3 protein-coding genes are annotated in these 2,572 nt (G+C 67.1%); 2 read left to right on the forward strand and 1 reads right to left on the reverse strand.

What is annotated here, in order from left to right:
• Positions 1-916, forward strand: a 916-nt coding sequence (locus U9980_RS06770) for an alkaline phosphatase family protein (RefSeq protein ID WP_322767148.1), incomplete at its 5' end; no start/stop codon positions are given.
• Positions 917-1,423: 507 nt separating this feature from the next.
• Here the strand turns inward: U9980_RS06770 and U9980_RS06775 are convergent.
• Positions 1,424-1,897: a hypothetical protein gene (locus tag U9980_RS06775; protein ID WP_322767149.1), complete on the reverse strand. Its 474-nt coding sequence runs from the start codon at positions 1,895-1,897 to the stop codon at positions 1,424-1,426.
• 119 nt (positions 1,898-2,016) lie between these two features.
• Between U9980_RS06775 and U9980_RS06780 the strand changes: the two genes are divergently transcribed.
• Positions 2,017-2,295, forward strand: a complete 279-nt coding sequence (locus U9980_RS06780) for an SCO4848 family membrane protein (protein ID WP_322767150.1) — start codon at positions 2,017-2,019, stop codon at positions 2,293-2,295.
• Positions 2,296-2,572 lie beyond the last annotated feature (277 nt).

A 2,572-nucleotide genomic window follows, 5' to 3' on the forward strand; every position in this document is an offset into this window, starting at 1 on the left:
GGGTGCCCGCCACGTCGTCGGTCTGCTCTGGGACGGCGCGAACTGTAACGACCTGCTGAACATGGCCGTCACCGGTGAGCTGCCGGCGGTTGCCCGGCTGCTGGCGCGGGGCTGCGCCCTGACCGGCGGTGCCATCGCGGAGTTCCCGAGCGTCACCCTGACCAACCACACCTCGGCGCTGACCGGGGTCGGCCCGGGTCGGCACGGCATCCTGAACAACGTCTACTTCGACCGGGAGACCGGGCGTCGGGTCATCGCCAACGACTCGTCCACCTGGCATGTGGCATGCGATCAGCTCCGGGACGGCGTTCGGACGGTTTTCGAGGCGATCGCGGCGGCGCGGCCCGGCGTGTCGACGGCGTGCGTCAACGAGCCGGTCGACCGGGGCGCGACATATTCGACCTTTGCGCTGGTCCGTTCGATGAGCGGCGGCGACGGCGCCAGCGGCCTGGGTGAGCATCTGCCCTCGGCGCAGGACGACCCGCACGCGACCGCGCAATGGGTTGCGGCCGATTCGGACTACGCCTGGTCGACCCAGGTGGACGCGCTCGGCCTCACGCAGGTCGCCCAGTTGTGGGGTGGGGACGCGCAGCCGCCCGCGTTCATGTGGTGGAACACGACGGTGACCGACACTGCACACCACAGCGGCGGGCCGTACTCACCGCAGGCCCGCGCATCGATGGTCGACGCGGACCGGCGCCTGGGGGTTTTCCTCGACCTGCTCGACGAGCGCGGACTCACCGACGACACCGCCATCCTGCTGACCGCAGACCACGGCAGCGAAGGTGCGGACCCCGTGTGCACCGGCGACTGGGACGATGCCCTGCGGGCCGCCTGCATCCCCTTTCGCGACGAGGCCTACGGCTTCATCTACCTCGGCACCCACGCCGACACCGACGCTACGGGGCCCGTGTAGAAGACAGCCGACGATCATAAGCAGACCGCGTGCTGGCTCGTCTTCGACGACGAGGTCCGCCAGTGCCACATCCACGTTCCGGCGTTGCGCATCATCGCCGGAACGGGTGGAGGACTCGGTGCACTACGGTAGTGATTGGGTCCCAGCGACCCTGGAGGTCAGCGGGTGCGAGAAGATCCATGATCGTGCGCCATTTGGCCTACTGGCTGAACTGTCGGGACTGGAAGCCGGTAGCAATGAAGATCGTTATTCTGGATGATATTGATCTTACTGCGGACCAACACCGCCAGCTTGCGGAGCTGGGCGCGGTGGTAAAGCACGGCGGGTTCAAACGGTCGTAGCAATGCGTGCCTGGCCACCCAGACCACGGACACGCACGCGTCGAGCAACGGCGAGTCGAGTGGAGCACGCAGAACCGCTATTCGATTGCTTGTGGATGGCCTGCACCGGCACGGATGATCCAGATGCGTTGTTTCTCGTCGTCGATGCAGTACCAGACACGTCCGGTTATGACGGTCGATGGAGGACGGGGCCGTCGCCGGGCAGCGGCCGGCTGAGGTCTGCGGTGAGGGCGGGATCCGCGTGGATCGCGGCGGTCTGCTTCCACTCGTGCGCGAGCTGGGTGAAGGGTGCCAGCACGCCGGCTTCGGCGCTTGCCTGCAGCCGGCGCAGGAGCGTGCTGATGCACTCCGCCTGCTCGTCGACGGGAAGCAGTTCAATCCACGGGAAGACCTCAGTGATCACGGCCTCAAGGACAGGGCGGGCCGCATCGTCGTGGAGGGTCTGCCGCAGGATGCGGGCGGTCAGCGCAAGCGCCTCCTCGACGTCGGCGGCGCGGTCGGCCAGTTCGACCCGAAGGTTCGGGCCGTCGCGCCGGGCCAGTTCGACCACAACGCCTTCATCGATGTAGGCGAGGACGCGCTTGGGCTGGCGGAGAAGATCGCTGTAGGGGAAGGAGACGCGCGCTACTGACGCTGCCATGGGCGCAATGATATCTGAAGTAGCTCTGAACTTGTCACGAGCTCGTGCCGCCGTGGTGATCCGTCCGGCTGGCTGGCCTGGGCGGATCCGGCGCTGCCGTGGAGTGCGAAGCTGGGTGGGTGACTCTGTCGAAGCGTGCCGCCTGGTTCCTGGTCGCGGTGGGTGTCTGGTCGTGGGTGATCTGGCCGACGTTCCTGAAGAACATCTGGGTCGACGACCGGTCGTGGAGCGATGGTCCGACCGGGTTCTTCCTGGTGCACCTGGTGCTCACCGCCGTCTCGCTTGCGATCGGTACGGCGGTCGGCTGGCTCGGTATCCGGGGGGTGCGTGCCGGCCGGCGTGGCCCTACCGATCACGCAGCGCCGCCCGACCGCGACCTGATCGACTCCAGCCACTGAGGGCCAACCCGTACTGTACCGATCATGCCGGTATCTATGACAAAGAACGATGTGAATCTGATGCTCCTGCCACAACACCAGATTCACATCGTTCCCAAAGAGCGGCCGGCAACAGGGACGTGGATCAAGGAGCGGGGCTGGGGCGTGTCCTGAATTGACGCGTGCTTCAGGGGCGCCAGGCGGTGAGCAGGTCGTTCGGGCCGAGGGCGAGGATGCCGGCCGTCGACGTGTTGGTACGGGTCACCGCGAGCAGGGGGGTCGAGTCGTCGGCGCCGGG

Source organism: Protofrankia sp. Cr1 (genome assembly GCF_963555865.1).
Lineage (GTDB): Bacteria > Actinomycetota > Actinomycetes > Frankiales > Frankiaceae > Protofrankia.

Bases quoted from the DNA above. Each gene is read 5' to 3' on its own strand.
- U9980_RS06775 (WP_322767149.1), bottom strand. From the start codon at position 1,897: ATGGCAGCGTCAGTAGCGCGCGTCTCCTTCCCCTACAGCGATCTTCTC.